This window comes from Natrinema sp. CBA1119 (assembly GCF_002572525.1).
GTDB lineage: Archaea > Halobacteriota > Halobacteria > Halobacteriales > Natrialbaceae > Natrinema.
The window spans coordinates 1,107,108-1,130,836 of sequence record NZ_PDBS01000001.1 but is presented as its reverse complement, the minus strand read 5'-3'; the positions used below and the strand labels follow the sequence as shown (position 1 = coordinate 1,130,836).

15 protein-coding genes and 1 pseudogene are annotated in these 23,729 nt (G+C 52.9%); 7 read left to right on the top strand and 9 right to left on the bottom strand.

What is annotated here, in order from left to right:
* Positions 1 to 47 precede the first annotated feature (47 nt).
* Positions 48 to 1,664, top strand: a complete 1,617-nt coding sequence (locus CP556_RS05560; protein WP_141551635.1) for a DUF7845 domain-containing protein — start codon at positions 48 to 50, stop codon at positions 1,662 to 1,664.
* A 667-nt stretch (positions 1,665 to 2,331) separates the two neighbouring features.
* Here the strand turns inward: CP556_RS05560 and CP556_RS05555 are convergent.
* Positions 2,332 to 4,605 (bottom strand): DUF262 domain-containing protein, encoded by a 2,274-nt coding sequence (locus CP556_RS05555; protein ID WP_098724711.1) that lies wholly within the window; start codon positions 4,603 to 4,605, stop codon positions 2,332 to 2,334.
* Between the two features lie 211 nt (positions 4,606 to 4,816).
* On the opposite strand from CP556_RS05555, the gene CP556_RS05550 reads away from it, so the two are divergent.
* Positions 4,817 to 5,656 carry an AAA-associated domain-containing protein gene (locus CP556_RS05550; RefSeq protein ID WP_176548133.1) on the top strand — a complete coding sequence of 280 codons (840 nt, stop codon included), beginning with the start codon at positions 4,817 to 4,819 and terminating at the stop codon, positions 5,654 to 5,656.
* Between the two features lie 79 nt (positions 5,657 to 5,735).
* On the opposite strand, the gene CP556_RS05545 is transcribed toward CP556_RS05550, so the two are convergent.
* The 4 genes from CP556_RS05545 to CP556_RS05530 form a co-directional block, all read right to left on the bottom strand.
* The gene (locus tag CP556_RS05545) at positions 5,736 to 7,577 is read right to left on the bottom strand and encodes a hypothetical protein (RefSeq protein WP_098724709.1); all 1,842 of its coding nucleotides are present in this window, start codon (positions 7,575 to 7,577) and stop codon (positions 5,736 to 5,738) included.
* A 2-nt stretch (positions 7,578 to 7,579) separates the two neighbouring features.
* On the bottom strand, positions 7,580 to 10,984 hold the full coding sequence (locus CP556_RS05540; RefSeq protein WP_098724708.1) for a DEAD/DEAH box helicase family protein: 3,405 nt from the start codon (positions 10,982 to 10,984) through the stop codon (positions 7,580 to 7,582).
* Entirely contained in the window at positions 10,974 to 13,301 is a 2,328-nt protein-coding gene (locus tag CP556_RS05535) for a DrmE family protein (RefSeq protein WP_141551634.1), read from the bottom strand. Before CP556_RS05535 ends, CP556_RS05540 begins: the two co-directional genes overlap by 11 nt.
* 270 nt (positions 13,302 to 13,571) lie before the next feature.
* Positions 13,572 to 14,960 carry a DNA methyltransferase gene (locus tag CP556_RS05530; protein ID WP_176548132.1) on the bottom strand — a complete coding sequence of 463 codons (1,389 nt, stop codon included), beginning with the start codon at positions 14,958 to 14,960 and terminating at the stop codon, positions 13,572 to 13,574.
* 143 nt (positions 14,961 to 15,103) lie between these two features.
* On the opposite strand from CP556_RS05530, the gene CP556_RS05525 reads away from it, so the two are divergent.
* The 4 genes and pseudogenes from CP556_RS05525 (at position 15,104) to CP556_RS05510 (ending at position 19,144) form a co-directional block, all read left to right on the top strand.
* Positions 15,104 to 16,456: a DNA methyltransferase gene (locus tag CP556_RS05525; protein WP_098724705.1), complete on the top strand. Its 1,353-nt coding sequence runs from the start codon at positions 15,104 to 15,106 to the stop codon at positions 16,454 to 16,456.
* 280 nt (positions 16,457 to 16,736) lie between these two features.
* A pseudogene (locus CP556_RS05520) lies at positions 16,737 to 17,472 on the top strand (IS5 family transposase); the annotation flags it as partial.
* Between the two features lie 191 nt (positions 17,473 to 17,663).
* The gene (locus tag CP556_RS05515; RefSeq protein ID WP_098724704.1) at positions 17,664 to 18,398 is read left to right on the top strand and encodes an SAM-dependent methyltransferase; all 735 of its coding nucleotides are present in this window, start codon (positions 17,664 to 17,666) and stop codon (positions 18,396 to 18,398) included.
* Positions 18,398 to 19,144, top strand: a complete 747-nt coding sequence (locus tag CP556_RS05510) for a hypothetical protein (protein WP_098724703.1) — start codon at positions 18,398 to 18,400, stop codon at positions 19,142 to 19,144. The genes CP556_RS05515 and CP556_RS05510 overlap by 1 nt, the downstream gene beginning before the upstream one ends.
* 117 nt (positions 19,145 to 19,261) lie before the next feature.
* On the opposite strand, the gene CP556_RS05505 is transcribed toward CP556_RS05510, so the two are convergent.
* From CP556_RS05505 to CP556_RS05495, 3 genes are all read right to left on the bottom strand, one after another.
* On the bottom strand, positions 19,262 to 19,846 hold the full coding sequence (locus CP556_RS05505) for a 5' nucleotidase, NT5C type (RefSeq protein ID WP_141551633.1): 585 nt from the start codon (positions 19,844 to 19,846) through the stop codon (positions 19,262 to 19,264).
* 340 nt (positions 19,847 to 20,186) lie between these two features.
* Positions 20,187 to 20,537 carry a DUF8172 family protein gene (locus CP556_RS05500; RefSeq protein WP_255291408.1) on the bottom strand — a complete coding sequence of 117 codons (351 nt, stop codon included), beginning with the start codon at positions 20,535 to 20,537 and terminating at the stop codon, positions 20,187 to 20,189.
* A gap of 658 nt (positions 20,538 to 21,195) precedes the next feature.
* Complete coding sequence (locus CP556_RS05495) at positions 21,196 to 21,645, bottom strand: DUF4268 domain-containing protein (protein ID WP_098724701.1); 450 nt, start codon at positions 21,643 to 21,645, stop codon at positions 21,196 to 21,198.
* A 519-nt stretch (positions 21,646 to 22,164) separates the two neighbouring features.
* On the opposite strand from CP556_RS05495, the gene CP556_RS05490 reads away from it, so the two are divergent.
* The gene (locus CP556_RS05490) at positions 22,165 to 22,347 is read left to right on the top strand and encodes a hypothetical protein (RefSeq protein WP_098724700.1); all 183 of its coding nucleotides are present in this window, start codon (positions 22,165 to 22,167) and stop codon (positions 22,345 to 22,347) included.
* A gap of 2 nt (positions 22,348 to 22,349) precedes the next feature.
* On the opposite strand, the gene CP556_RS05485 is transcribed toward CP556_RS05490, so the two are convergent.
* On the bottom strand, positions 22,350 to 23,549 hold the full coding sequence (locus CP556_RS05485) for a tyrosine-type recombinase/integrase (RefSeq protein ID WP_255291407.1): 1,200 nt from the start codon (positions 23,547 to 23,549) through the stop codon (positions 22,350 to 22,352).
* Positions 23,550 to 23,729 lie beyond the last annotated feature (180 nt).

Below are 23,729 nucleotides of genomic sequence, written 5' to 3'. Positions count from 1 at the left end.
CTACCTGCACACTACAGTCTCAACTCTCATAAATTGGGGTGTCGCGCGTGAGGCAGATCGCGACTGCACCTCACGAGTGCGAAGGGAACCTCATCTTCACCGAGCACGGGCTGAGTCCATACTGGATTCTCGGTCGACTCCTCATCCAACGGTTCGACGGATACTCCGGTGAGATCGACACGGAAGTCGACGGCGAAGAGTGGACGATCAACCTCAAGTACCAGAAGAGCGGAATCGCACCGCGCCTCGAGGACGACGTTGCGAGTGAGCGGCTCTACGAATACCGGATCAGCGGGTACGGACAAGGAGAACGGAAGGCGAACTTCTTGATTCAGTCCCGGTTCGCGAACATGCGTCATTACGAGACTGGCGACCAGGTCTCGACGCCGTTCGACAACCTTCCCGAAGACGAAGGCGTCAACGTTCGCTTCGCCGGCTCGAATCTCGAACCGCTCGAGTTCCGTCGTCTGCTGCCGACGTTCGTCCAGGTGCTGGCTCGAGAAGGCAGTCTCCCGATCAACACGGACTATTTCGCGGGAGAGGTCCACGGGATGAGTAATATCACGACGTACGAACGATACGTCCGGCTAAATCGATCCTGGAGTCCCAAGGTCGTCGGTCGAGCCGGAATCATGCAGCGATTGATGCACCTCTGTGCGACCGAGAAAGGCAGTAAGTTCGAGTACCGCGTCGACAACGAGGACATCGTCGGATATAATCACCGAGTCCGGCTGCCGACGCCGGACGCGAAGCGACTGATCTCGGGCCACCGATTCGGGAAACAGATCAAGCACTACCACCCGAAGTACGTCCGCGAAGACGATGAGACGGATCCGCTCTACCATCCGAAGGTGGGCGTGCTGCTGAAAAAGAAGCTGAACAGCAATCGCTCGTTCCGATGGGAAGATCATCGTAAGCTACGTCGGGAGATCGACGAGACGCTCATCAACGTTCTTTCCTGGAGCGGAGTTCCGGTCCAGGTCGATCAGACGACGTACGTCCCCGACGATCACTTCGACGCAGTCGCTTCGGAGAAGCCCGTCGAGCTGTTCGCTGATCCGACGCCGGAACTCGAGACCGAGCAGAACGCGATGATCCTCCAGACGTTCGTCGGACTCCGTGAGAGCGACGAGAAGGTCCTCAAGACGCTCGTCACTGATGGCGGAGAGCAACACCCGAACGAGCTGGCGGATAACACTGGGCGGAGTATCAGTACGGTGTATCGGACGCTCGACCGACTCCGGGGTGTACTGCGAAACGACAACGCCTGCGTCTCCTTCGCGAGCAAGAAGTTCGAGCAGGACATCACTGCGATCGTCGAGCAGGTCGAGTTCGGTATCGAGAACGCTGCCGATCGTGTCTCGAAGCTCTACAACCTCGAGACGAAGAGCGCGTCATCGAACGCCTGGCAACAGTTCTGTACGAAGTACAGTGCGAGTCTCGTCGGCGTTGCCGATGAGGAGGATACGACGCTACGGATCGATACGATTCTCTCGAAGCTGAAGAGTTCGTCTAACCCGCGTGTCCAGGACATACTCGCCGAGGCCGTCGACGCGTGGTCCTCGATCGGTCGTGACCCGCTCGAACTTCGAGCGGCCAATGTTCAGTGGCGATCGGATCCCGATTCATGGGAGTACGGAAAAGTGAATCCGACCCTCAGATAGCGCCGTCCCAGTGAGTGGCAACACTGTCGTAAGGGACTAATTAGCGGTCTGTTTTACCGGAATATCGTCGAACGTGTGTTTCGACTGGAGAGTCGGTCGGCACGATAGAGCGAGAATGTGACTCGAGCAGGTTATCCGTTCCCGACCGCTGGGACAACCCCCTTAGCGAGTGTGCCTAAGGGCACTTGCTCAAAAAATTACTGACGCCTCCGCGAGTTCCAGCTGATCCACTGGAAACTGGGGTATGGGTTTTAAACCAGGTCTTGTTTTCAGTATGTTATGCTAGTTGGATGCTTTGTTCGCGGCTTCTATTGTCCTCCGGTTTTCGGTATATCGGTCGGCGAGACCCTCTATATCATATCTGTCAGGGCCCCTCTGATTTGTGGACGGTTGAAATCCAAGGGACAACGTTGGGTCGTTTTAAGAAACGCGTCGTTCGCCGTTTAGAGTTCGTTCAGATTCTGAACAGACGATTCGCTTGGAAATAATATCAGAAAATTGCTCTTAGAGGGGCCTGGCAAGACGGATTCGACACGGAATCGTTTGGAGACTCCCAATACGATGATTATCTTCGTGAATTTGCCGAGGCAAATGAGAATCCCTAATCGCTTGATAAATGCTGTCCGGCGGGCTAGCCTAATCGATTGTTAGGCGACGGTCGCCCAGATTATTTCGATACTTGGTAGTTCGGTACCCGAATGTTCGTGCCGCAGGCACAATGAAAGTCATCCCCGTCGAGTTCCATTTTCAGCCCGCCACAGCTACTGCAGGGCTTGTAGCGCTTGTAGGACTTGTCCTGAACGGAGCCGTCCGCACTTGTCTCGAAGACGATCGTCGGAAGAGTGTTTCCGTTTTCCATACCGCTGTAGTGTGCCTGGACCTCCTCTCGCAGCCAGGCCTTCTGGTCAGTGGTTGGTTCCTTTGTAAGCAGTACACGTGCACGCTTGTGTCCCGCCCAGCGTTCAAGCACGAACTTTACCAGCTCGTCTTCCCGCTGATTCAGGGCACCTAGGTCCCATCCATCGGCGGGATCAGAGAGGTGCTCCAGAATCGCGATCTTTGAGTCCTTGTAGATCTTGTTGTATTTTCTTTCGTATGTGTCATTCCCGACGGTCTTGTTGTCTTGTGGCCAGAGGAATGCGAGGTTCGCCAAACGGTGACGGTTTTCGTTGTGGTTCTCCAGACGTGCCTCTGCGACGTCAGGATTCTGCGGCGCAATATGTTCTATTTCAGCTTCGGTAACGAATGTCCCGAAGCCGACCAGGGTATGCAGCCCGGTCGTACCCATTTGGCTGCGCAGTGAGCGTTCGTACTCATATAGAAGGTACAGCACGGTGTTTTTCCCATTCCCGAAGCCACCCCAACCCCGATTGAACTCACCGCTGATGACGTCTCCCCGGGTTAAGCAATCAATGATATCCGATTCAGGAGCGCGGTTGCCAGTCTCGGTATCGATTTTATCGATGATTGAGGTGACGGCGTTATCGACACTACTGTAACGGTCATCGATCGTGACTGCATCGAATAGGTCCCTGATGTCAGTCTCCGTCCAGTCAGCAATGAACAGTCGATGTGATTCGCGTTTGAGCTGTCGCCGAAGTAACATCGTACTTCGGTTCATAATTTCGAAGGCTCGAACGGCGAACACTTCACAGGCCCGCACTAGGTCGGCGAAGTCGTCGCTCTTGACATCCATCTTGAGATACGCTGCCATAAGCAGAGGTCGGAACGTAGAAGCCGCCCCACAGGTATCCACGGCCGTGAGCTTGTTTAGCGTCGCTGCATCGATGCCATCGTACTGATTGCCAAGCCGTTCGGGATCGTAAATCGCATTGAACGCCTCCGCGGCCTCCCGAAGCGATTCGACATATCTATTAATCCAGTCGGCGAGATCCGCTTCCGGCCGATCTAAAGAGGCATAGCGATCGATCTGTTTGATTCGGCGATGGATGTCCGAGATATCCGAATGTGGTCGCCGGCGCTTCGTTTCGCCGGTGAACATCTCCCAGTGGCGCTTGACGAATTGGTCGACAAGCTCTTCGTCACCACCTCCGAGCGTAATCGTCTCAACAGCGTCATTGAAGTCCCGAGCGACGTTTTCTGAATCCAGCTGTTCGACTTCACCGGCACAATACAGCAGGTGGCTTTTGATTTTCTCAGCGATTGTTAGATCCTTGCCGCGATCGTTGACAACCTCGAAGAGGCGTCCTGCTTCCGCGGCGTCGTCAACTTCGTATTTGGTCACCTCGAAGATATTGTCGATTGCCGAGAGAACGTCATAGAGATGGTCAAAATACGCACGGAGGTTCGCCTGTGCTGCGTCCTCAAGTGATGCTTCGAGATGGGCTTCGCGTTTGTCTTCTAACCAGCCTTGAATGACTTGCTTGGCTTCCGCGAGTCGGCGTGCAGGCAGCAGGGCCTCCTCTTTGTCGAGGATTACCCCTGGGGGCTTCTCAGCGACCACGAGCTGGCTGTAGGCTTGCTTGGTCAACCGGGCTGGTTTGAACCGCCGACCGTTCTGCTTGTTCCGGTATTTGACGTACAGATCCCGGTACTGTTGATAGAGCTCGTCGGGCGAGTTACGTCTAGATGTATCTACATCTACGATGCCATTCAGGTTCTGTAGTTCCTCACAGAGACACCCCACCAGCAAACTTGCCGTTGTCAGCCGTTGCTGCCCGTCAACGACGTTGTACAGCGTCCAGTCGTTAGGCGTTGGACTGTCGATCTCACGTACGTCATCCAGAACGATTGTCCCAAAGTAGTGGACGACATCACGAGAGTCACCGACAGCGGCGTCCCGCTGGATAACATAGGTGATATCTTCAAGCAGGTCCGCAACCTCGGTCTCTGTCCAAGCGTAACTCCGCTGATATCGGGGAACATTGAGTCGAGCCTCGTGGAAGATTTGTTGGAGGCTCTGTTGTTCCGCTTTTGCCATACAGTTCGCACCTCAATACATATACCTAAGTCTTTATTATGAGCTGTCAACCTCCCTTGATAGTCACATGTGAACGGCAATGGGACTAGTCTAGGGAATACCACTACTGCCACGAAGTACCGATAGATACATTATATTCGGGCTGACATACTTGACGAGGAAATTGCCACCTACTATCGAAAACACTGCTGCCCTCCCCCGCGAAGCCTCTGTGGACCGACTTGAGGAGATTTGTCGACTCGTGGCTAACCAGCCCCGGAGCAAATCCCAGTTAGTTGATGAGCTCGTGGAAAACAACGACGCAGTCTATGATACGATCAGACTCGGCGAGTGGTTAGGGTTCCTCTCAGCGACCGACAAAGGTGTTGTTACGACTGAATTGGGAACGGAGTTAATCACCGAGGCCGGCCGCAAGCGAGCGGACGTGTTCGCAGCTGGACTGGCGAACCACGAACCGTACTGCCAGATCCTCCGCTCGTTGGACGACAAGGGCGTGCTCTTCGAAGGTCCCTTAGAGCGCCAGACGGTACTCTCGATGTTAAAAGATGAGTACGGACTTGAGTTGAGCACAAAAACGCTGAAAGAACGTGTCGGGACGTTCTTCGCGACGTTGGAGGCCGCAGGGATGGGTGAGTACGTCTTCGCATCCAGGAACACCATCTGTCACTTCAAATTTGATGAAGAGTTTCGCGATCGCCTTCCGGAGACGGTTTGGACCGCAAGCGACTCCCAAGACGACTCGGAGTCTGGGTCGGAATCTATCGCCACTAGCGTAAAAGACAGACTGAACGCCAGCTACAAGGAGGACCAAGTTGACTCGGGCTCGGTCAACATTGACGATCCTACTGATGCAGGGACGACGAATGCTGGGATCCAGACCACTATCACTGGCGAGCCATTCAGCCCGGATGACGTGAAGACGGAGATCACGATCGACTCGGAGGGCGCAGTCAACTGTGTCCTCTCAATTCATGTTGACGATTCGTCCGATCCAGACCATATTGAGGAAGTACTATTGGCGATCCGGCGAGCGATGCAGGCCGACCTCTAAGACTTCGTTCGAAGTCGATGACCCACCGAGTACAGCCAAGGTCTAATGCCGGGGATTCAATGGGATAGACTGTAGATTTCTATAGGTAGCCGTCGATCGATTGCCCGTCGAACTCCCCGCCGAACAGGAGCGATCGACTGAGATTTTTGTTGGAATTGGTGCAGGTGATGTTCGAGAGGAACAAACAATCCTCACAGGCCCCGTTGTGGTCCGCTTGACAGATCGTATCGTATGTGCAGAACGCTGCCTCTTCGAGTTGATCCATCACATCCAAAAAGCGATCCTCGAACAGTGTGAAGATCGACCCAAGGCTGTAGTCCGTATCCGCACGCTTGTAGATGACTGTCGAAAGCGTCCGGGGGAGTAGATGCTCAACGAGGCTTTCCCGACCGTAGCCCGACAACGCACCTATCGCTTCGATAACGGCATGGGAGTAGGTGTGCAACAGTGAGAATACCGCCCGCGAGACTGGTTCCTCGGCCGGGTTGATCGCCCCGAATCGACCAGGATTAGTCACCTGTGTCAGATACCACTCCTTGAGATCGCTCGCCTCTGCGTCTACGTCGAAATTCGCAGTGAGCCACTCGAAGACGGCGTCGTGATCTAGCGTGAACATTACGGCTTCGGCGTCGTTAGTCCGTGCGAATATCTCGACGTCAGCCCACTTCCCGCTCCGAAAGAGGTTCAGCGCCGGTGGCGTGGCGCCGTCACTTGGGTCGTCCTCACCAAAGCCTCCACTAGGCTCGGGAGACAACCGCGTATAACCGTACGTGACAACGGTAATAGGGAAGTTCTTAATCAGGCGGACGGTACTGAGATTCCTCTGATCACGCTCGGCCAAGTATTCCTGTAACAACTTGGACTCGAGATGCGTTTCGTGTTCGCCAGCTGCGAGTTCCTCGAGCGTATACGAATAGATGTACCCCTCCTCGTCGTAGGTCTCACTCGTCATAGAGAGGTACTCAAAGAGTTCCTCGCTCACCTGAACTCGCTGTCGATCATTGAACTGCTGGCGAAGGAACTGATCTGTCTGGTTTCGATGGTCACTAATATCGATCCTGAGGCGCTCTTTGGCCAGCTCTCTGGCCTGCTCGTTAGACTCTGCTTCCCCAGACTGCAGCAAGTCTATAGCTAGATCCATCACTTTGTCTGGGTCGGGCTCGCCTAGCTGGGCTTCATCGAGGAGATAGTCACTCACAATCTGGGTCTGATACTGTCCGTTTGTGCGCAGCGTGTCCAAATCCTGGCGAACGTTTACCAACGTTTGGGTTTGGGGGTAGAACGTGGTCGAGGCCGAGTGAGGTAGGACCTTGAGATCGTTGCGATCGCAGCCCTGATTGAAGCACTTTCCACCGGTGTTGAACTCCTCGGTGTGTTTGCAGTTCTGATCCGTGCATCGCCAATAGGAATCCGTGAGCCGGACACCACTCTCTCGGAACTCCATACCGGCTCCGCAATGTTTGGGGACGTAGATATCTTGAATCTGGCCACAGGAACAGACGGCTGCGAAACGCATCTGGTCGTGGTCATGCATGGGCGTGCCACAGCGCTGGCAGTTGGGGGTCTGCCCGCCACCCGGGAATTCATTAATCTCGTTGTAGTGGAACTGGTTGGCCGTCCCGCAGTTCCCACAGGCGAAGGTTCGGGGGAAGACTTCGAAGTTCGCCGCTCCTGGCTGGACGATGGAAACCTCCGTTGGGTTAAAATCGAGTTCCTGCCAGTTGGTCCACTTGTTCGCGTGTCGCTGGATCCGGCGCAGGATATATTGATCCGGCAGATCCGGGACCACGTCGTGACCATGGCCGTCATCATCCGGGTGGAGTCGAGTAATCAGTCCACTCAGGTTCGTCTCGGAATGATTGAATGTCGCTCCCGGAAGGAAATCATAGAGGAACTTCGACTTCTTTCGTTCCATCGTCATTGTCAGTTCCCCTCCGTGAGGCCTTTGATGAAGTTCTGATTGTTGTAGTCAGGCGTGATCGTCCCCTGATCGCCGATGTCCCGAAGGTTTTGCATCGGCTCTTCGCCTGCCGGGAACTCTGGGTATTGCATACTACTGAGATTCGCCTTCCAGTAGGTCCAGACCTGGCGGACGCGGTGTTCGATCTGATCTTCGAAGTATTCGTTTGAGCTGCCATCTCGATCGAGGCCATACGCGCGCTTGACGAGTTCGATCAGGTTCGCTTCGGTGAGTTCTGGGTAGTCATCGTTTGTCATAAGATGATAGAGATGTGATGCCTTCTGGACGTTAGCCCGATCGGTCTCTCCATCAATGGTAAGCTCGTACTTGCGGAACATCGCTGGACGGTAGTACTGCAGGAAAATGCTATTGAATACTCCTAGGAAAGTCCGTTCGATGCCGAATTTGGCCCAGCGATCGATAGGGACGGGCTCGACAGTCCGATTGAGGTACTGGTGCATCTTCTCGAAGTAGCGGAACCGATGCTTGTCCCGGTTTTTGATTGGATCAAAGATGTCCAGCACAAACCCCGGCACGTCGGATTGGCGACCGACCCGGCTACTGGATTGGATGTACTGGAACGTCTGGCGCGGATACCCGAAAAAGAGCATAAGGTTAAACCGATCAACGTCGATCCCGTGGCCGATGAAGCTGGTTGAGGGGACCGTGTCAATACGATCCTTGAAGTCAATCCCTTCGGGGTTCTCCAACTGCTCGAGAAATTCGGGGTTTTCGGTGTCAGCCGTAAGTTGGCGTTCGATCAGCGGGTCCTCGTAGCCATCGCGCTTGAGCTTCGGATTCACGTACTTCGCGATGTTCTCTCGGTAGCGGTCCTTCCGCGTTTTGTTATTGAAGTAGACCAGCGATGTCTCATACAGATCTAGCAGCTCCGCTTTGCGTTGTTCGGTGAGTGATTCGATCCCGGTAGCGGCCCTGAGATCATCGACCGACATCGTTCGCATATCCCGAATAATCTGATGGATATCTGCCACCGTGTCCAGCACAGCGTAGAGATGCGACCGGTTGGAGGGCATCATCCCGATGTACTCCCGTTCGACCGTCTTGGTTAGGTGGCCGTAGAAGGTCTCCCCTTGAACGGGGCCGTCATTGGGAAACCGGACGGCATCCCGCTGGAAGAGGTTCCGGATCTGGCGCTCGTATTCCGAAATCGTCGCAGTCGAAGTCACGATCTTGGGGGTCTTCCCGTAGAGCAACTCACACAGTGAGAGGTATGTCGTTTCGTAGTGAGAGGCGAACGTCCCCAGCTCCTCGCTCAGCAAGTGTACTTCGTCGATAAGATGAAGTGTCGGGACGGGGTCATAGAACGAATTAGCCTCCTGAAGTTTGCCTGCACAGTCAAAGAGATCTTTCTCCGAACAGCTCCCCGAGTAGCCATAGCCGTGGTCCGGACAGTAGGTTGTTACGTTCCCGATCAGGTTGGTAAAGCGGGGCTGCATGCCCATGACAGATATTTTGTCGAGGGAGCCAAGCAACACCGAGGGAATGTAGCGATAGATGTCCCGATCAACCACGTATAGCGGCAGCCGGTCGAAACAGTCCGGACCGGTACAGTGATGGAACACGCTGTTTTTCTCGACGTCGTATTCCACGTCGATCGAACTCTCACAGACCGGGCACTCATCCAGTACCTTGCACTCGCGTTCGAGCTTGTCCTGGCTTTGCTGGAACGCCTGCCGGAGCGTATCGCGATCGGTCCCGATCGCGTTGGGCGTGTCTTGTCCCCCGACATAAAACCCTAGCGAGAATTCCTCACCGGCCCCGTCGAACCACTCCGGTTTCCGTCGAAGTTGCTCGGCATACAGGAGACTCTGGAGGAAACGGTCCTTCTGCTGGCGGCTCAGTAGCCGGAGTGGGAAACGGATCCAGGCGGTGACGCCCTTTTGTTTGCCACGCTGGCGGTCATAGAACAGATTGAACAGGATCAGTCCGAGGTACGCTTCGGTCTTACCTCCGCCAGTTGGGAACCACAGCACATCGGCTGCCTCGTCGTAGTCCGTCGCCGCCCACTCGTGTTCGCGACGCACGATCCCTGAGAGATTACAGACGATAAAGACCAGCTGGAACAACCGCCAGCCAGGGAAGTCATATTGGTCCGCGTTCACTTGGTTCATAGCGCGGAAAGCCGTGAGGGCCTGTTCATCTCGATGAAGGATCTCGATCCCGTGTTCGAAACGCTTGAGCTCTTGTTTGAAGTCTGCAGCGGCCTTATCAAGTTCTTGGGCTTCCTCGTCGGTGAGCTCCATCTCATCGATCAACTCGGCTCGACGTCTCGTCGCCCAGGTCTCGTGGTAGTCGGCCATACCCTCTGCGATGTCCTCTAGGGTCTGGAGCGTCGCCTCGTCAGTGAGATCAGCGAAGTCCGTATTGTAGTCGCTGTTAAACGCGAATTCGTAGACGGGCTCGCTCGGCGTCGCCGTCGTTTCGAGCCGCGTTGGTGGATCCCCCTCACTAGTTGTCGTCGAACAGTTGTGGCCCTTGGCCCACACCTGCTGATCGTATCGGTAGTCAGCGGGCACTAATTCGAAAGTATAGGGCTCGAAACGTCCTTCCACGGCGATCTTGGGGTTGAATACAAAGGGATCATCGTTCCCATCGCCTGCCGTCTCGCTGAGGGGCCGATTGACTAGCTCCAGGGTTAGTTGGCCGTCCGTCTCGGATGTCGTAAATCCCAGTCCCCACTCGTATTCGCCGAGCGGTACGGTTGATACCTGATTCTTGAGTTCCTCGAAGGCTGCTTCATCGAACTCAAGCAATTCCCGTGGGGAGCGATTCAAGCCGGCGCCCGCCACCGGATCGGCCGTCACAAGATAGGTCTTAGCGTGGGCTGCGAACGCCTCCCGTACGGCTGCTTGAAGCTCTGATTCGATGGTTGAAGCCGCTGCGGGAATGTCCGATAACTTCCCTTTGTACTCGTAGTCGACTGTAAAGCGCCGGTAAAACATCTCCTCGAAGGAGAACAACGCGTCCGTAGAGATATCATCAATGTCAACGTCATCGATCTCGATGTCCTCACGGTCTGCAACTTCCAATTTCGCCGCTTGAACGCCGTTGGTCCTAAGCGCCTCAAATTCCTCGTAGGTGGGAAAGCTCGGGTAGTACAAGTCGAAGGAGATCTTAACGGTCCCGGTTGACCCGGCGATCGGTTTGAACTCGATTCCGTGACTTACGGGCCTGGTTTTCGCCTCGAAATCCTCGTCTCTGTCTATACCGTATTCAGGAGCCAGACTAGAGAGGTAGTAGGAATCTTCGGGGCGCTCGCCGACACAGTAGGGGAGGGCACGACCAGATACACGATCTATGGTCTGGGTGAGCAGGAACTGACCGAACTGCTGTGCGTCACTCGACATTAGTTACCTCTGCAATGACTTTCTGCTTAGTAGCTGTGTCGATATTACCATCCACCGAGTTCACGCCGCTGGGGAGTGAAGCACCTGCTTGTTTGGCTTCGACCAACCGCCGAGTTTCACGGCCGATCTTCCGATGCAAGCCGCGGATCTCCTTGAGTGCATTCACGGTGGGCGTCGCTAACGATGTTTGGTCAGGCGCCAATATCTCAAGGACGTATTTGACGTCATCTGGGTTTCTAGGCCCGAGTGTTCGGCCGGACCGCCACCCCAAAATTGTCGATACATTGCCAATCGTGGATCCGTGTTCTTCCATCTCATCTATGAGTTCAATAGCGCTGTATTCTGTGTCCAGGCCGTCCTGCAGGATCGACCGCCAACGCTCGATCGTCGACTCGCTGCCGCGAACCTTATCCCGCTCGTGGGTCGATTTGATGAACAGGTCGTACACGTCGTTTTGGGCATTGTCAACGAGCAGTACTTCATCACCAGGCTCGAGCTCCGCGACGGAGATGCGAACAATATTGTCGCCAGACGTAATTGTGACGCGGCTGGATGGTGCTCGCATGATCGAGTCCCCATCCTGGAAGATGATCCGCTTTTTGGGCCCGGAGAAGTCAACATCCCCACTACGATCATCGCCGCTACTGGCGCCGCCTGCGGATTGTCTGATCTCCTTACTGAATTCCGCAGCTAGGACCTCTTCCAGCAGCTCGTCGGGGTTGTCGTAGTTGGGTGCCTCATAGGAGAATTCGCTCATGCTATCTCCCCTCACTGACTGGTTGGCGGGGGCTTCATTGTCTTCTACAGTCATTTTGTCATCGAGTCCTTGGGTGTTGGCAGGACCGGCGGCTGCTTGACTGCCCGAACTGGCATGTGACCGGTGAGCATGAGTTGACTCCGAGACAGGCTCGTTGTACTCGCGGCGGGTAACGGTGGTATCAGTCCCCTCAAGGGTTTCCTGAAGGTGAGATTCGACATAGTCGGCCCACATGTCGAATTGGACGAACTCAACAGTCCGCGAGGGTGGAAATCCGTAAACATAGCGTGCGTTCCGCATGGGCCGTGTGAACACCGTCGGGACATCCGGATCAGGTTTCAGGTCGGCAATCGGGATTAATTCGGCGTGGGTCGGCATCTGCCGGTTCTCTGCTGCCAGCGCCGCATTGATAGCATCTCGCTCGTATTCGTTGCGAACCACGAAGCGGGTCGTGACTTTTTTTGCGTCGGCCTCTGCCAGCCGATCGAATAGCGCCTCCTGAAGCGGATGCGAGCGGTTCAGGAGCTGTTGGAGGTAGCTGCCTGCCTGAGCGTAGTTGACCAGAAGATCGGCGGTCATACCCTCAAGATGATTCGTCTTTGCCCGAAGGTTCTGAATGAGATCGGCGACGGATTGGTGATGGAAGTTATCCTGAACAGCCTGTTCCCAATACTGTGGTCTGACGGGGAGTTCGGTCAAGAGGTTGAACAACCACCCAACCTCTGTTTGGAGCCCAGGCACGTTTTGCAGGTCGCGTTTCATGTTGCCAAGGTCTCGGATGACCGATTGCATCTCAGGGTGGTGAATGGCCGTGATCTGTACCGTTCGCTCGCCAGAGGTGAGAATACTCGCATACGTCGAGAGTGTGGTGGCGTGCTCACTGAGCTCGGGTCTGGCCGTCGTGAGTAGTTTGTTATCGATCGTGATCCGCTCAGTCCCTTCGAGCAGGGGATCAAATTGGGATCGCTCCTCATCGAGATAGTAGATCACTGGGACAGGAGTCTGGTCAACGTACTCCTTAAGCTCCTCCAGACGAGCGGTTGGTTGGCGCCATTCGCGCTTCCGGAGATCCACGATTAGGGCCCCGATTTCCTGAGGAACAGTGTCCAGACCGATCCCATGTTTGGCAGTATAGAGATCTGCTTCCCCATCGATTTCACTCATCGCACCGATCGACTCTCGGTCGATCAGTTTCGGCATTTCACCTACACCAGTACGACGAATATTGTCAAAATTGGTCACGTAACCTTTCGAGAGGGCCGGAAACAAACAGAGTGATTTTCCTTGGCCGATGATCCCCTTGGTGGGAAATCTAGGGTTTTGTAAGCGAATGTACCCTAGACAGATACTGAGGAGGAGTTCATCGGCCGGTAGTGGGTTCTGTATCGTAAGACTCTGATTTCGATTAAGGGCATCCAACGACGTATCCACGGCCGCAAGTTCAACGTCACCGAACGACATAAGGTCACTACCGATCGAGAATGGCTGACCGAACCATAGCGTCAACTCCGGTTTCTCTTCACATCGGACGGCTGCATCCGTAATTGAGGAGAGAGACACTAGACTAGATAAATCAATAGAGTATTATAGATGTTATTGGTATCCAATTGACACAAGGGGTGCGATCCCGAAATCGCATCATAATTTTACTACCCAATGATCCACGTTCGAACTGCTCTCGAACCCTTCGTGGAACCGTATCTTGAGACTGAGATGTCGCTCCTTGAAAATATCATAACTTCGTACGGGGTCCTGGCTACGGAGATTCAATAATCACAATAGACTTGGAACTCAACTTTTCGGTGATCGTCGATCATCTATAGGTTCCGCTTAGTTCGGACTCCGAGCGATTACAATGTTCTCATTGGACATCATCGAACCAGTCTGGCCCGCCACGTTCCGTGGGGAGTTTGCGTATGGAAGCGTCTTATATGGCAGTGAGCGAGACAGGATCATTTGGGGTTCAAAGCCAACGTTCTCCAGCAACTCCATCGTAATCTGATCTAGGGGGATCTGTACGTCTGAGACAGTACGGTTTGCCACGACGAACACGGCTGGCTGCCCGCCACGAAGCACGCGCTTGACCTGCTTGATCACGTCAAAGTAATCATTGAAAAAGGAGAGAGTGTCTCCGCTCCGTCCATTCTGGGACCGAAGTACGTCCAGGATGTCACCAAGCTTCTCAGATCGCGTTGCCAGTGATCTGAGTCTGTCACCCTGGTTGTTGCGCCCGCCTAAGCCCATCTTGTCTACTTCCTTCATCATGGCACGTGAAACTTTCATTGAAATGACGGCCGGGTCAAGGGAGTATTGACCATACGCAACGGTTGTGTCATGGTCACCATATGGCGGTGATGTGAGGACGATGTCTGCTGAGTTAGTTGGGATGTGAGTTGCCGTCCGCGAGTCCCCATGGGAGACCACTACTGGCTCTGGATTGGGGATTGCGCTAATATATCGATCCATTTGTTGGAGGTTGCTTCGAAGTTCCCGTGTAAAGATCCGAAACACGTCTGGGTCATGCTCTGTACGCGCCTCTTCGGGGATGCGATAGCGCTTGTACTCGCCTGTTCGCTGGTAGCTGACCTCGCGCGCAGTAATGGACAGGGCGATGCGGAAGAACCGGGCGATCGTCTCCCCATAGGCGGTTTCGACCGCGTCAATGCGTTGACGGAGATGACGGAGCTGGTAGAGTTGTGGTTTGGGAAACCACTCGAATCTCTCGCTTACCTCGGGGCGCAGCGCCGCCATATCGTCCCCGGCTGTGTATGACTCGTCGATCTGTTGGAAAGCCTCGGTGATGGTGTTCGAGAACTCTGGAAGCCGGCCGCGAGCAAAGACCCGCCAGGCCTCGCGATAACACTCAATATCAATTGGGGTGGTCTTTGCTCGCGTGATCATACATGCAAGCGGGTTGATGTCGCTGACCGTCGCTCGCAGATTCAAGAGTTGGGCCTCCAAGGCGGTGGTCCCGCTACCCCCGAATGGATCCCAAACGGTGTCACCTGGTTGGATATCATCCGTTCCGAGATAGTGGCCAAAGAAGAACTTCGGTATCTGTGGTGGCATCCGGGCTGGATAGTTATGCAAGCCATGCGTTAGATACGAGGTATCGCAGTTCGCGAATTCGAAGTTGATCTCCGCGAGGTTGCGATCGCCGGGATAGGTAGTAGAATAACCATCTGAATGACTTGCCATTGGGCTCTGCTTTTCACTCACTAAGCCTCCTGGTAAATTCTTTGCTATTGGATCTTCTTGTGTATCACACAGACACGCAACCAATCCCATTCCAGTCTACGGATCGGTGAACTCATCAATCTCCCCTGCGGACTGGACCAATATCGGAGCTTTTGGATACTCCTATGAGACAGCATTCGAACCAACTCACCCTCAACGCGGTCGGTCAGCAATCACACTCCTTAAATGATTATGACTGGACGTTCGCGAACGCCGATACGCAGTACCTGACCCATGGGATCCATAAATACCCCGCCCGAATGCCCCCGCAACTCCCAGCGGGATTGTTCTCTCACTTTAAGTCCACTGGTGAAGTTTCGGACGGAGACACAGTGTACGACCCGTTTTCTGGCAGCGGTACGACCGCAACCGAAGCGCGGTTGCGGGGAATCAATGCTATCGCCAATGACATCAATCCATTCGCAGTTGAACTGAGCAAGGCTAAGTCGACACCCCTCGATTTGGACAAGTTAGATGCCGCCATGGAAGCGCTCCTAGGGAATCTCCAAACTCGATTCAGAAACGTCAGAGCGGCCGTCGACCGTGGCGAAGACGTGCTTCCCCCGGAGCTTGCGGCCGAAGCCAAACAGGTCAGCACTGACTGGTTCCCCGAACCCCAGTTGACACAACTGTTCATAGTCCGTGAGAGGTTGGATTCCCTCGCCGATCAATTTTCGAGAGACATCATCCGGTTCTTGCGCATTGGCCTAGCGAAGTGTGCGCGGAAAGTGAGCTACCAACGACAGGGCGAATTCAAGCGCTACAGACTAGCGCCGGCCGACCGTACGGACCACAACCCGAATGTCTTCAATGAGATCATGACTGTGCTACGAGATAATCGACAACGGATGCGATCTTTCCTGAATGTGGCCGATCCATCGATACACACTCGGATCGAGCAGGCTGATTCACGAAACTCTCTAGAGCACCCGTCGCTAGGATTGGAGGAGAACTGTGCGGACATCATTATTACGTCTCCGCCGTACGGCGACCATCAAACAACGGTCGCCTACGGTGAATTTTCGACGAACCTCTCGACACTCGCGTTCGGTGAATCTTACGACCGCATGGTCGATGTCGACAAACGCGGTCTCGGCGGTATCAACGTCGAACGCACGCTTTCTGGTCTTCGGGCTGACTCGGAGTCGCTGCACTCTGTTATTGAGGATTTAAAGTCAGTCGAAGGTCGGTCGAAAGACGCACTTGAGTTCTTCATTGACTTCAATTCGGTCATCGAGACCATCGGGAAAATCATCAAACCAGGCCAACCGGTGGCCTGGGTTGTGGCCAACCGCCGGATGAGCGATGTTTGGATCCCGACCCACGAAATCGTCCGCGAACTATGTGAAACTGCCGGCTACACGACTCGAGCGGTGTTGCCTCGCTTGATCAAGGACAAAACCTTGCCCCACAGCAATCGTGCCGGGGACACAATGACCGAGGAGTATATCGTAGTCGCCAGCGGACCCGAGTTGTAGGAACAGGGAATCTCACTGTGTAATTCGCGCCTTGTATCGTGTACAAGCGCTTTCGCCCCCAACTCTCTACCAAAATCAGGCTGATCAACATAGGCGAAGGCGTTATGTTTGCACCCTGTATACAGCCGGCCACTGAAACAAATTTTCGAAAGAGAGTTTCATCATAGTCGATTCTCAAACTTCTGGTCCATGTATACGGTCGGAAGTTGAACCATGTTGAGTTGTCGGGTGGGATATATTTCAATTGATATCATGTGGAATGAGCGGAGAAGTAGCGAGTATGCCATCTCAACTCGCCCAGTTCACCGAACGATGTGTCGATTTCTCTCAAGATGCTGTTATTGGCGTCAGCACCGGTGGTCGAGAAGAGTGACGCGGTTAGCAGACTGGGTAACCGTCTCAATTCACTGCCTCCGAGAATACCTGAATCAGCCCTACCGCCGGTTGCACGAGATGCTCTGAATTTCGCTAAACTCGGCCTTGCGGCGGATCAGCTGCCGGATTTCACGATTGTTTGTAAGCGGAAACAGGTCTTCAAAATGCGGGTCTGGCGGGTGTTGCTGCGGCTGTCTGTCTCCCTGTACGAACTCGACGACATTCAGCCGATCGACGCAACGGGGTTCAAATGCCATCAAGCCAGCCGTCATTTTTGCCCTTCACGTCGGCTACAACTTTGATTATATCAAGACAACAGCGCTCGTCGATTGCGATACCAGCGTCATCCTCGATATTCATTTTCGATGAAACAACCGCACGACACAAGTTAGATGGCAGACACTCACGAGAAACCTGGCACGGATAACCACGATCACCGGGGACAAAAGCTACGACTTGACGCGCTCTGGCACGAACTCAGAAAAGCTGAAATCCGTCCGATAATCAAACACCATGAGTTCTATTCACTCGACAAAGCGCACAACGCTCGCCACGACGAGGGCGTCTATCACCGCTGCTCGATTGTCAAATCGACCTTTCCGCATTGAAACATGTTCGGCGAGACGTTGCGGGCCAGAACCTGATTTGGTCACTTCAGGGAGGTAGTTCTAAAGGCTGACATCAGAAACGTCGGGCAAGTATGAAATCTGATACCACAGATATCACGCAGTTAAACAAGTCCAAGAGCGCGTATCGATTACGCAGCTAGCATGATGTTGAATACAGAGAACCCCCATTATCAAATACTCGGATAACAAAGACAACCTCAACAATGACCGACAGTGATGAGGCGGCCGCTGATCAGGCGAGCAAGCCTCTACGATTTCCAGTGTCAGCTAGTCGCGAGCGTTGGGATCGAGAATATGTCCAGTACAATGCCATCCCAAGTAGTGATCGGGATGATGCCTCAAAGGCGCTTGTTGCCGCACAAGCAGAGTTAGATTACGAGTCCGTCGACGTTGCTGTCGATATCGGGTGTGGCAACGGACGAAACGCAGTTTATCTGGCAAAACAAGGAATCGACGTTATCGCTCTCGATTTCTCACCTGAGGCGGTCGCCCGAACGAAAGAACGGATTGCCCAATCGTCAGTCAGCGATTCGGTTGAAGTCCTGCTTATTGACATCACAGCAGGACTCCCGATTGCTAATGACTCTGTCGATTTAATCGTTGATTCATATTTATCCTGTCATTTCATAGAGGAAGTAGCCCTAGAGAATTACTTTATTGAGGTCCGTCGGGCCCTTGCTCCCGATGGGCAGTTCTACTGGTCCGGATTAGGCATAGGGGATGAATACTACCAGAGTATCGCTAATTCCCATCCAGCTGCGAACGTGATCGTCGATCCACTGAATTCCATTCCCAAGAAACTCTATGACGCGAGGAATCTCGATGTAGAATTACCGTTCGGGGGCGGGCCTACATTAGCGATGGAATTGATCTTCGAAGATGAAGTGGCTGGTGACTTGTACCAGCGGTCGATCGTCTCAGCAGTGTTTGACAACTAATGAGGCCAGGCACCAAAACTGGCAGTAGTGATAGCAGACAAGAGTATAAAGATCAAGTAAAGCCAGACTTGCTGGATTTCTTGTTTACACTTGCCCTGACGATTGGCATTGCTCCGGAGCTCGTTGGGGGGAGTGGATTACTTTCACACAATTGGGCACTCGGCTTTCCCAATTTGGCCTTCCTAACCCACCTAGGAACGTTCCTCCTTGGAGTAAGTACACTACTATTCAGTTGGTATGGATTCAACGCCTCAATTAGCAATAATCCCGTTTTGTATGGTTCTGTTGCAGGAATGTTTCGCTTCTTCCTCGATGCATTTCTTGTCGTGATCTATGGATTTATGTTAATTATGTATGAAGAATTAAAAATTGTGACAGCCCTGCTGGTGCTGATCTTTTTTCTATATTCTGTTTGGGATCTACTGAAACTTATGGAATATCGAAGAGAGCCCTTCGACAAAGAAGGAGACCAAAGCCAAGACGATGGTCTACTCAAGAGATTCGGGAGTTTTGGTTTGTCGATCACCTGGAAATTATTCGAACGGGGGTCACTTCTCTATCTCCTCCCATTGGTGTTTGTATCTCTCATTGAATTCTCAGGCTTTTTTGAATCCCATGGCTTATGGAAAGATGCAGCCGTTATCATCGCATTGTTCGTTATTTCGATCACATATCGAATAAATAAGGTAGAATGGACGTTCTATGGTGATGAAGAAAAGATTGCTCGAGTAAACGGGACTGATTAAGCAAACCGTCCTAAGCAAGCGAGCTAACCACGGTTCTTCCCTATCCTTGGAACAGGAGTCTCAATAGACATCTTTGAAGTGACAGGAAACAATAAACCCTCGAAAAGCGCTTGAGGCCTATGACTCAGACGTCTCGGAGAGGGACTGTATAATGTCAACCACCTGCCCCCAATCCTCAGCAGCAAAAACTCGGGGCGACTCCGTAAGTTCGTCTACTTGCGCTTCATTCCACGGCTGGACGAAGAGAATTGCGTATTTCCCAGTCTTCGCGAATTCGCATATATGACCTGGGAAGTCATCAATCAATAACGCCGCATCCGCAATCGTCTTCATCTGGCCTCTGGTGGATAGACTTTCTTCACGGCTATGGGGGATACCATTGACTTCGAGCCACTCATGGGTCATTGGAAGGTTCTCTTCCGGCCGAGCAGTCACAATGACCAATTTATGGCCTCGGTCCACTAGGGCGTTGGTCCCTTCAACAGCTCCCTCAATGGGTGCCATGGAACGAACGAACGCCGGGTCTGACTCGGCGGCTTCGATTTCTGATTTGAGGCTCGTGTCCAGCGCCGGAAGCGCCTCGTCCCAATGGGTCATAGTCGACTTCGTTCTGGTAAAACTCCCATGTTCGGTACGCAGCCGCGAAAGTACTGCTGAGACATGGTCTGCCAATACGCCATCTACGTCGACTGCAATTCGCATCTTAATCAACCATCCGTAAGTTCTTAACCTCCGCACAGCTACAGGATGTCTGGATTATCGTTATGACACAGGACATAAATCGGTTTCTGTTTAACTGATTCTTGCTAATGTGCCTCTGTACTGCAGAGGGAGTACGAATGAAAATTCAACTATATTAGATTCTTAGTAAGGAGTGTTTGAAATATCACTAAGTGAACTGGCATGTATAAAGAAATCTGTATATAGCGTGACACCCTCAACGCGTGGCCTCAGGTGACAGCAGAACACGGAATTAGGACGCAAATATCTTAATTTTATTGAATTTACTATAGTTACTGATTTGCTGAATGTATATGTCCATTTAGTAGGGACGCTTAAACATATTATCGTATGATGGTATAAACAGAGACATCTGCTTGCAGATCTCGAGTTTCTCCCTTTTTTCGAGGACACTTTGGAACGTCTGGAGAATTTGCATCGTCACGAACCGATCTGATTCGTCCGTCTCGTCCAATACGGCTTCAAAGTCCTCGGTGATGTCGTCGACTGTTCCACTCACCCCGGAGTTGGTGTAAAGGACGTGCACCGTTTCCTCGAGTTGGTAGGGTTCGACCTTTCCGTCGTCGGGGTCGATCTCGCCACGATCGAGCGTAACGTATGTGAGTGAATATTGCTCGTCGTCGGAGTGGTGGTAGTGGACGAGACCGGTCATTATACTCGGGAATGTACCGGGGGCACATATGGCTATTTCTCGAACTCTCCGTGGATTCGAATACAGCTATTTCGACCGACCGAAATACTGGTTTTTGCGATAGAACGAAGAATTCGGAACCTGGCTACCTATAGTCGGAACTGCTCCCGTCAGATCATACCATAACGTCTCTCAGGGAGTAGCTCTTGTTACCGGGATCGGTATATTCGATGAAACCGGTAGTTAAACCCGGGCCGGACAGGGAGATGTTTGTTGGCGTTATTGTAAATTCGAATATGGCTATTTCGACCGACTGAGGTACTCCTTTTAACGACAGAACGCGTACCCGAGATCCGACTCTTGCTAGTCGGGTCGCGAAGTCATGTTTCCTTTCTCAACGGCCAATCAACCTTCGAGCCGGGAGAAGGGGAATGAGATAGAAGAAGACCCGACTACTGCTAGCCGGTTATTGTCACTTGATACGCTCCAAACCGTAACTTCATGCACTCTATCGACTCAGATGCGTATTTTCGTGATAGAATAGATCTGAGTACGAGGTCGAATAAGTACTGAAGCCCAAGAAGACCATTCCAGCCCGGTATAGAGTTCAATCTGCCCTCTTGCAAACCATCCGTTGGCCAGAAAGACGAGTTGGTGAAGTTGGTGATTATAGTGATACCTACTTTTTCGTATCAAAACCGGCGAGGTAAGGGCCAGTAGCAAAATAGAGTCTTTCGGCTCGATCGATCAACCAGTCACAGTAGTTCACCCATTCATCTCTTCTATTTTCGAGATCGGCTTCCCGCCTAAGAATGAGCTTGTACGTTCCATCAGACGGTCTCCACTCTAACGTCTCCTCGAATGCTCCCTCAACTTCCTCCCGGTATTCACTGAGATACTCAAAAATAGTTTCCCTATCCCGTGTTCTTTTGGCTACGAGGTACACCATAATCTCATTGTTCCGCACAGGGAGATTGAAACTGTAGCCAACTGAATCCGTCAAATGACGTTGTGGTCTCCAGCTGTCGTTCTCAGAATCAGCTCGAGCCGTTTCACGGAGTGGGGTATTGGGTCTCTGTCTAATCGAATCGTTGAGCTCTTTCCAAAAGAGTTGGCGAGCCTCGCTCATACAGTCACTTTCTCTGGCAGATACATTGTTAAATCACTCCTACCTAGACTTACTGGATAGCATTCGACAAAACCGGTTCATCGCGCACCATTTTGACCGCGAATATTCAGTCTGAACAGTGGCCGATGTCTCCTAATGTATTCGATATTAATTGGTGTGGAAATTGACCAACTAGGCGACGCAGTCTATCGATTTTTGAGGGTCGAGTTCACCGCCCAAAAGAAGTGAGAATTTAATACGTCTGTCTGAGTCGATCTAACTGTACAAGTATGCAACACCGGGTTGCAGGAAGACAAAATCGAGACGGGTAATTCGGAGCCTGAACGGCTCTGACCAAGACCTACCCGATTGGGTCGAGAGTTTCACTATCCAGTCAGTGACTGGCGAGACTCTCCACTCTATCGATATCAGCCACACACCACGAAGATCAGAACTCAACAGAATGCAAATGAACATACCTCGCATTCAGGGACTGCAGAACCGTTCGCTGACTACACCATCCACTACGGAAGTGATCTGATGAGTAGTGCTGAAATCCGCCGCTATGCGGAATCCAATACCGAACTCCTGAGTCGGCTCCTAGCATACGGAGATTCCGAATCACGCGCATACGCACTGACGGTTCTCGCGAACAGTGGGAACGTCGAGACGATCGATCAGGTTCAGGCGGAACTTGATCGAATAAAGCGCGACCTCGAATGACGTTACTCGTCAGGCAGACTCTCGACGAACTCCTGTGCTTCTTCGTAGAGATCGGGATCACTTTCGAAGAGATCCATCAACTCCCGGTTTCGCTGGAAGTCAGTGAGGATTTCGGGGTCATCTCGAGCAAATTTCAGGACGACATCTCTGATGTCTCGTTGAGCGTCTTCGATGGAATCGATCGCATCGTACTCAAGGACCTGATTACACCAGACACAAGAACTCTCGTGACGCGGTGTCTCCTTGCTACAACGAGGACATTCGACAGGACCGATCGGCTCGGGTTCCTCTTCTTCGACTTCGAGACCGTGCAGTCGAGCATACTCGGCTTCGCTGTCGGTCCCGAAGCGGGCGACGTAGTGAGCGGTCGCATCACTTCCACGCTTTCGTCCCTGCCGGTCCTCGATGAAAGCTTGATTCATCCCCTTCCGAGCGAGATAGGTGGCATTGGACTTCCTGAAGTTGGTCGGCGTGACCGTTTTGTCGACACCGGATCGTTCGGCGGCGTCTTTGAAACAGTTCAGGAACTGACGGTAGCTGATCCCATCAGCGGTGTTCAGCTTCGACCAGAGTGGTGCTGTACTATCCTCCGGTGCTGGATGGTCACTGAGCCAGCGCTTGAGATACGGCACACTGGGTATGAGGTCGACCGAGCGCTGTCCAGTCTTCCCGTCGACCCAAATCCGAAGTCCGTGTTCGGTATCGGTTACGTCCCCGACCGAGAGATTACGAAGCTCGTCTGCTCTAGGGCCGGCGTCGAAAGCGACGGTGATGAGGGCTGCATCGCGAGAATTTCTCGTTGCATCGACCATCGGCAGGATATCGGCTTCCCATTCGAGCATGTCCGCTGGATTGGGAACGGGATCGTGACTGCTCGAGGTGCCAGACGGAATCAACTCGATACTCGACGGATAGTCGCTGCCATCGGTAACGCGTTTGCCAAAGACGCGAAGCGCCGTTCGGTAATCGTGATTCGTGTATTCGTTATTGTATTTTTGGTTGATCCAGCGGAGGATGTCTTTCGTGGCATCCTCATCTTCGAGTGCCGCGGCGAGTTCTCCGCCCTCTTCGGCCATGATGGTGCAGTGGCGGAGGAGTTTGTTGTGACGATGGTCAGAATACTTAGATTTGAGGAGGTCGAGTTCGTCGCTGAACGCGAGGAGAAGTTCCTTATCCCTCTTATCGATGTCATTAGATTCCATGATTCTGTCCTGCAAGTTCGTGATCTGCTTTCGGATGTCCGGCATGTTTTGAATGAGCTACCTTTAATAAGTGGGACATTGAACCTTTCGTATATGTCCCGGCCTAGGCTTGTTCGGCTTCACCGTTTCTGTCGTGATTCACGTCGTTGAGTGTTGCTCTCGTTTGCGGCTTCGCTGACA

Excerpts from the sequence above, each read along its gene's own strand:
- CP556_RS05555 (WP_098724711.1), bottom strand. The coding sequence starts at position 4,605 with ATGGCAAAAGCGGAACAACAGAGCCTCCAACAAATCTTCCACGAGGCT.
- CP556_RS05545 (WP_098724709.1), bottom strand. The coding sequence starts at position 7,577 with ATGACGATGGAACGAAAGAAGTCGAAGTTCCTCTATGATTTCCTTCCG.
- CP556_RS05540 (WP_098724708.1), bottom strand. The coding sequence starts at position 10,984 with ATGTCGAGTGACGCACAGCAGTTCGGTCAGTTCCTGCTCACCCAGACC.
- CP556_RS05525 (WP_098724705.1), top strand. The coding sequence starts at position 15,104 with ATGAGACAGCATTCGAACCAACTCACCCTCAACGCGGTCGGTCAGCAA.
- CP556_RS05515 (WP_098724704.1), top strand. The coding sequence starts at position 17,664 with ATGACCGACAGTGATGAGGCGGCCGCTGATCAGGCGAGCAAGCCTCTA.
- CP556_RS05510 (WP_098724703.1), top strand. The coding sequence starts at position 18,398 with ATGAGGCCAGGCACCAAAACTGGCAGTAGTGATAGCAGACAAGAGTAT.
- CP556_RS05505 (WP_141551633.1), bottom strand. The coding sequence starts at position 19,846 with ATGCGAATTGCAGTCGACGTAGATGGCGTATTGGCAGACCATGTCTCA.
- CP556_RS05500 (WP_255291408.1), bottom strand. The coding sequence starts at position 20,537 with ATGACCGGTCTCGTCCACTACCACCACTCCGACGACGAGCAATATTCA.
- CP556_RS05495 (WP_098724701.1), bottom strand. The coding sequence starts at position 21,645 with ATGAGCGAGGCTCGCCAACTCTTTTGGAAAGAGCTCAACGATTCGATT.
- CP556_RS05490 (WP_098724700.1), top strand. The coding sequence starts at position 22,165 with ATGAGTAGTGCTGAAATCCGCCGCTATGCGGAATCCAATACCGAACTC.
- CP556_RS05485 (WP_255291407.1), bottom strand. The coding sequence starts at position 23,549 with ATGGAATCTAATGACATCGATAAGAGGGATAAGGAACTTCTCCTCGCG.